This window comes from Stutzerimonas stutzeri, assembly GCF_000935215.1.
Taxonomy (GTDB): Bacteria; Pseudomonadota; Gammaproteobacteria; order Pseudomonadales; family Pseudomonadaceae; genus Stutzerimonas.
In genome coordinates, this window is record NZ_JXXD01000087.1 from 1 (window position 1) to 6577 (window position 6577).

At 65.0% G+C, this 6577-nt stretch carries 6 protein-coding genes and 1 pseudogene; 5 read left to right on the forward strand and 2 right to left on the reverse strand.

Going from position 1 to position 6577, the window contains the following annotated elements; translation table 11 throughout:
* From LO50_RS10060 to LO50_RS10080, 5 genes and pseudogenes are all read left to right on the forward strand, one after another.
* A pseudogene (locus tag LO50_RS10060) lies at positions 1–204 on the forward strand (fumarylacetoacetate hydrolase family protein); the annotation flags it as partial.
* Positions 194–853, forward strand: a complete 660-nt coding sequence (maiA, locus tag LO50_RS10065) for a maleylacetoacetate isomerase (protein WP_044314889.1) — start codon at positions 194–196, stop codon at positions 851–853. The pseudogene LO50_RS10060 and the gene maiA, both read left to right, overlap by 11 nt.
* An 81-nt stretch (positions 854–934) precedes the next feature.
* A complete protein-coding gene (locus LO50_RS10070; RefSeq protein WP_003281701.1) occupies positions 935–2395 on the forward strand; it encodes a sodium-dependent transporter in 1461 nt (486 codons plus the stop codon).
* Between the two features lie 195 nt (positions 2396–2590).
* The gene (locus LO50_RS10075; protein WP_044314890.1) at positions 2591–4480 is read left to right on the forward strand and encodes a methyl-accepting chemotaxis protein; all 1890 of its coding nucleotides are present in this window, start codon (positions 2591–2593) and stop codon (positions 4478–4480) included.
* A 122-nt stretch (positions 4481–4602) separates the two neighbouring features.
* On the forward strand, positions 4603–5283 hold the full coding sequence (locus LO50_RS10080; protein WP_044314891.1) for a type 1 glutamine amidotransferase domain-containing protein: 681 nt from the start codon (positions 4603–4605) through the stop codon (positions 5281–5283).
* Between the two features lie 2 nt (positions 5284–5285).
* Here LO50_RS10080 and rimA read toward each other — a convergent pair whose 3' ends face one another.
* Together rimA and LO50_RS10090 are read right to left on the reverse strand one after the other, a co-directional pair.
* Positions 5286–6098, reverse strand: a complete 813-nt coding sequence (gene rimA / locus LO50_RS10085; protein WP_044314892.1) for a S6 modification regulatory phosphodiesterase RimA — start codon at positions 6096–6098, stop codon at positions 5286–5288.
* Positions 6099–6216: 118 nt separating this feature from the next.
* Positions 6217–6577: NAD(P)-binding protein (locus LO50_RS10090; protein ID WP_173425586.1), on the reverse strand; the 361-nt coding region annotated here is incomplete at its 5' end.

Here is a 6577-nt window from a genome sequence, read left to right on the forward strand (position 1 = left end):
GGCTCGGGCACCGTGTCGAACTACGACCGCAGCGCCGGCTCGTCCTGCCTGGCCGAGAAGCGCATGCTCGAGGTGGTCGAGCACGGCGAGGCGAAGACGCCATTCCTCAAGTTCGGCGATCGGGTGCGCATCGAGATGTTCGACGCCGCCGGGCAGAGCATCTTTGGTGCTATCGATCAGCAGGTCGAGCGCTATGAGCACTGAGCTGACGCTCTACGGTTACTGGCGCTCCAGTGCCGCCTACCGGGTGCGCATCGCGCTGAACCTCAAGGGGCTGGCCTACCGGCAGGTGCCGGTGCATCTGGTCAAGGATGGCGGCCAGCAGCGTGCGGCCGATTACCGCGCCCTCAACCCGCAGCAGCTGGTGCCGTTGCTGGTTGACGAAGCCAACGGTGGGGCGCGCATCAGCCAGTCGCTGGCGATTCTGGAATACCTCGAAGAAGTGTTCCCGGTGCCGGCGCTGCTGCCGGACGATCCGGTTCGCCGCGCCCAGGTGCGCGCCCTGGCCATGCACATCGCCTGCGAGATCCATCCGCTGAACAACCTGCGCGTGCTGCAGTACCTTTCCGCCGAACTGGGTGTCGACGACGAGGCCAAGAACGCGTGGTATCAGCACTGGGTCGGTCAGGGTCTCGCCGCCGTGGAAGCGGGCCTGGAATGTTTCGATGGCAGGCTTTCCCTGAACGATCGGCCAGGTTATCTGGAGGCATGCCTGATGCCGCAGGTATACAATGCGCGCCGTTTTGCCTGTGACCTCGCGGCGTATCCACGCATTCTCGAGATCGTTGCACGCTGCGAGACGCTTCCGGCCTTCCAGCAGGCCGCGCCGGAGGTGCAGCCCGACGCTCAATGAACGACTGAATCCGCCTTGCACGCCGCCGCGCCCTGCGCGACGGTCCCGATCCCGTCACAGATAACAACAAACAGGTGACGTATGACTCGTGAAAAACCGAAGAACCTCTGGCTGTCGCGCTGGGGCTTCATCCTCGCGGCAACCGGCTCCGCCGTGGGCCTGGGCAACATCTGGAAATTCCCCTACATCACCGGCGAGTTCGGCGGTGGTGCCTTCGTACTGATGTACCTGCTGTGCATCCTCGCCATCGGCGTACCGGTGATGATGTGCGAGATCGCCATCGGTCGCCGCGGCCGTGGCAGCCCGATCGACGCCATCGGCCGGGTGGTCCGCGAGAACAACGGCAATCCGCTGTGGAAGGCGGTGGGCGGCATGGCCATGACCGCCGGCTTCCTGATCCTCTGCTTCTACGTGGTGGTCGCCGGCTGGGCCTTCGCCTACACGGTGAAGATGCTCGACGGCTCGCTGGCGGCGACCAGCGTTGAGGCATTGGGTGGCGTGTTCGAGGCGCACAACTCCAACCCGTGGGAACTCGGCGGCTGGAGCCTGCTGGTCGCGCTGCTGACGCTGTGGATCGTCGCCAAGGGCGTGCAGAAGGGCATCGAGAACGCGGTGCGCTGGATGATGCCGGGGCTGGCCGTGCTGCTGCTGATCCTCGTGGGTTACGCGGTCACCAGCGGTGGCTTCGATCAGGGCTTCGCCTTCCTGTTCAGCTTCGACACCTCGAAGATCACCGGCGAGGCGCTGCTGGCGGCGCTTGGCCACGCATTCTTCACCCTCAGCCTGGCTTCCGGTGCGATCCTCACCTACGGCTCGTACATCCCGGATGACCAGTCCATCGCCCGCACCACCTTCATGGTCGCCATCGCCGACACCTGCGTCGCGCTGCTGGCGGGCCTGGCGATCTTCCCGATCATCTTCGCCAACGGCATGGACCCGACTGCCGGCCCGGGCCTGATCTTCATGAGCTTGCCACTGGCCTTCCAGCAGATGCCGTTCGGCACCGCCTTCGGCGTGCTGTTCTTCGCCATGGTGTCGATCGCCGCGCTGACCTCGGCGATCTCCATGATCGAGGCCACCGTCGCCTACCTCAACGAGAAGCACGGCATCTCGCGGATCAAGGCGGCAATGGGTTCCGGCGTGGTGCTGCTGGTGATCAGCCTGCTGGCGATGCTCTCGTTCAACCTGATGTCGGGCTGGACGCCGATGGGCAAGAACTTCTTCGACTGGCTGGATTACCTGACCTCGCGCTGGATGATGCCGCTGGGCGGGATCTTCACCGTGCTGCTGGCCGGCTACGCGCTGCGCAGCGAGATCATGCGCGACGAGCTGAACCTGCCGCCGCTGGGCTACGCGCTGTGGCTGTTCATGGTGCGCTATGTCTGTCCGGTCCTGATTCTCATGGTCTTCCTGCATGCCCTTGGCTGGCTGGGCTTCGACCCGTTGCAGCGCTGGTACTGGATCGCCGGAGCGATCGGTGCGCTGGCGGTGCTTGGCGAGATGTTGCGTCCGCGGGTGATGCCGGCGCTGGCCGGTCGCTGAGACCGCGTCAAGGCCGCGCGTGGCGCTCTGCTGGAGCGCCACGCAGGCCACTGGTCGGAAAGACGATCCCCCGCTTGATCGTCGTCATCTGACCGTAAAGTTCCGCTGGACGAGGCCGACAATTCAGGGTGACAGCCAGGGAGGCGCACGGGACAAGGATGCTCGCCCAGCCCGAACCGTTCCGGACTCGCTGCCATGACCAACAGCCTCAAATTCAGCCACAAGATCCTGCTGGCCGCCTCCCTGGTGGTGATCGCGACCTTCGCGCTTTTCACCCTCTACAACGACTACCTGCAGCGCAACGCCATTCGCGCCAATCTCGAGAGCTACCTCGACGAGATGGGTGAGGTGACCGCGCACAACATCCAGAACTGGCTATCCGGCCGGCTGGTCCTGCTGGAAAGCCTGGCGCAGACCGTCGCCCGTGACAGCGCCAGCGAGCAGGTGGAGGCGCTGGTCAAGCAGCCCGCGCTGAGCTCGACTTTCGCTTTCAGCTACCTGGGCCGCGCCGATGGCGAGTTCATCGTGCATCCGCGCTTCGAACTGCCATCCGGCTACGACCCGCGACAGCGTCCCTGGTACAAGGATGCCGTGGCCGCCGGCCGCACCACGCTGACCGAGCCCTACCAGGACGCTGCCACCAACGAGCTGATCATCACCGCGGCAACCCCGGCGCAGGCCGGCGGTCAGGCGCTCGGCGTAGTTGGTGGTGACCTCAGCCTCAAGGTGCTGGTGCAGATCATCAACGCGCTGGACTTCAACGGCATGGGCTATGCCTTCCTGGCCAGCGGCGACGGCAAGATCCTGGTGCATCCGGACAGCTCCAAGGTGATGAAGTCGCTCGGTGAGCTCTTCCCCGGTCATGCGCCGTCGCTCGACGCCAACTATGCCGAAGTCGATCTCGACGGCCAGACCCGCATCCTCAGCTTCAGCCGGGTCCAGGGCCTGCCATCGGTGACCTGGTACGTCGGCATCTCGCTGGACAAGGACGCGGCCTACGCCAGCCTCGCCAGTTTTCGCACCACCGCGCTGGTCGCCACGGTTGCCGCCGTGGCGTTCATCCTGCTGCTGCTGGGCATGCTGATTCGTGTACTGATGCGTCCGCTCACCGACATGGGCCGCGCCATGGCCAACATCGCTGAAGGCGAGGGCGACCTGACCCGGCGCCTGGCGGTGCAGTCCAAGGATGAGTTCGGTCAGCTGGCGACCGCCTTCAACCGCTTCGTCGAGCGTATCCATGAATCGATCCGCGAGGTGTCCTCGGCCACGCTGCAGGTCAACGAAGTGGCACAACGCGTGCTCAATGCCTCGAATGCCTCGATGGCCAACTCCGACGAGCAGGCCAGCCGCACCAACAGCGTCGCGGCGGCGATCAACGAACTGGGTGCCGCGGCGCAGGAAATCGCCCGCAATGCCGCCGATGCCTCGCAACACGCCAGCAATGCGCGGCATCAGGCCAATGACGGCCGTCAGGTGGTCGAGCAGAACATCGCCGCGATGCGCGAGCTGTCGGCGAAGATCAGCGCGTCCTGCGGGCAGATCGAGGCGCTCAATGCCAAGACCGTGGACATCGGCCAGATTCTCGAGGTGATCAAGGGCATTTCCGAGCAGACCAACCTGCTCGCGCTGAACGCCGCCATCGAGGCGGCGCGGGCCGGCGAGGCGGGGCGCGGCTTTGCCGTGGTCGCCGACGAGGTGCGCAACCTGGCGCATCGCACCCAGAGCTCGGCGCAGGAAATCCAGCAGATGATCGAGCAGCTGCAGGTCGGTGCCGGCGCTTCGGTGCAGACCATGACCGAAAGCCAGCGGCAGAGTGAATCCAGCGTCTCCATCGCCGACCGCGCCGGCGAGCGCCTCGGCGAGGTGACCCAGCGCATCGGGGAGATCGACGGCATGAACCAGTCGGTGGCCACCGCCACCGAGGAGCAGACCGCGGTGATCGAGTCGCTGAACATGGACATCACCGAGATCAACACGCTGAACCAGCAAGGCGTGGAGAACCTGCAGTCGACCCTGCGCGCCTGCGGCGATCTGGATCAGCAGGCGCGCCGCCTGAAGCAGCTGGTGGATAGCTTTCGGATCTGACCGGAACGGTGATTCTTGAGGGCGCTTCGGCGCCCTTTTTCATGGATGTGATTTGGCCGCGGAGCAATGTGCCCGCGGCGGCAGTCTCAACTGTTCACGTCGCGCTTCAACAAGGAGGCTCCATGAAAATTCTTATCGTGCTCACGTCCCACGACCAGCTGGGTGACACCGGCAAAAAGACCGGCTTCTGGCTGGAGGAATTCGCCGCGCCGTACTACGTCTTCATGGATGCCGGGGCGCAGGTGGTGCTCGCGTCGCCCGAGGGTGGCGAACCGCCGCTCGACCCGAAGAGCGACGAGCCTGACGCCCAGACCGAAGCTACCGAGCGCTTCAACGGCGATGGCGAGGCGCAGACGTTGCTGGCCAACACCTATCGTCTGGATCAGGTTTCCGCCGAGGACTTCGATGCGGTGTTCTACCCGGGCGGCCACGGCCCGTTGTGGGATCTGGTGGATAACCCGTCTTCCATCGCCCTGATCGAATCCTTCGTCAAGGCCGACAAGCCGGTGGCCGCGGTCTGCCATGCACCGGCGGCACTGACCGAGGTGCGCGGCAAGGATGGCGAGTATCTGGTCAAGGGCAAGCGCGTCACCGGCTTCACCAATGGCGAGGAAGCGGGTGTGGAGCTGACCGATGTAGTGCCGTTCCTGCTCGAGGACCGCCTGCGCGAGCGTGGCGGCCAGTACAGCAAGGGCGCGGACTGGGCGCCTTACGTGCAGGTCGACGGGCTGCTGGTGACCGGGCAGAACCCGGCCTCATCGGAAGCGGCGGCAGAGGAACTGCTCAAGCTGCTGCGCGGCTGAACTCACTGTGGCCAGGCGAGCTGTTCCGCCTGGCCACAGGCCTCGAACAGCGGCCGGCTGAACAGGTAGCCCTGCATCAGATGGATGCCCAGATCGAACAGGGCGCTGCATTCGTCGGCGGTTTCCACGCCTTCACCGATCACCTTGATACCCAATTCCTCACACATCCCCACCGTCGCCCTGACGATGGCCTGACGCGTGCGGCTCTGATCGATGCCGCGGATCAGGTCCATGTCCAGCTTGATGATGTCCGGCTGGAAATCGGCCAGCAGATTGAGCCCGGCAAAGCCGGCACCGAAGTCATCGATGGCGGTGAGAAAGCCGATGCGCTGGTATTCGCGGAACACCTCGGTCAGCCACTTGCCGTCGTTGATGCGCTCGCCTTCGACGGTCTCGAAGATGATTTGCTCGATGGGAAAGTCGTGGGCACGGGCGGCTTCCAGCGTCGAGCGGATGCACAGCTCGGGACGATAAATCGCGTTGGGCATGAAATTGATCGACAGCTTGCTCTGCATGCCCAGCCTGGCGGCGGTCTTGATCGCCTTGACCCGGCTGGCCTGATCGAAACGGAAGCGGTTCTGCTCGGTGACTTGCGACAGCACAGTGGGTGCCGGCTCGCCGCCGATGCCGCGCACCAGCGCCTCATGGGCGAAGATCTGCCGGCTGCGCAGATCGACGATCGGCTGGAAGGCGTAACTGAAGCTGAAGCCCAGGCGCTCGCCACTGGCGCAGCTGGGGCAGGCGCCGTACTCGGCGGCGCCGTGGCACGGATAGGCATCTGGGGCAGGGATGCTGCTGGTGTTGCTCGAACTCATGGGCGCACTCGATTGGACCGACTGATAGCAAGTTAGCGGCTGTGCATTCGATCACTGAATGCCATTGGTCTGCCAGTACTGTGTGCGGGATGGCCCTCGAATCCCTTGCGGTCGCGGGTCAGTGGCTTGGCCTCTGCCCCAGCTCGTCGATCAGGCTGCGCGCGGCGAAGTCCGCCGCATCGGTGAAGGGGTTCAGTACGCGGGCGACGCCGGCTGCATCCAGCGCCTTGCCATGCTGGTCGTCGCGCACCACGCCGGCAATCTTGCCCTGAAACCCTGCATGCTTGAGCGCATGCAGAAAGGCGCGATTGGCCTCCCACTGCGGAAAGCTGGTGACCACCCATTCGGCATGCTGCAGCGGCAGCGATTCGAGAAAGCTCGGGTCCTCGCCGTCGCCGAAACGTACCGGCAGCTTGCTGCGGCGCAGCGTGCGCACGGCTTCCGGGTCGAAGTCCACGCCGAGCACCGGTAGTCGTGCC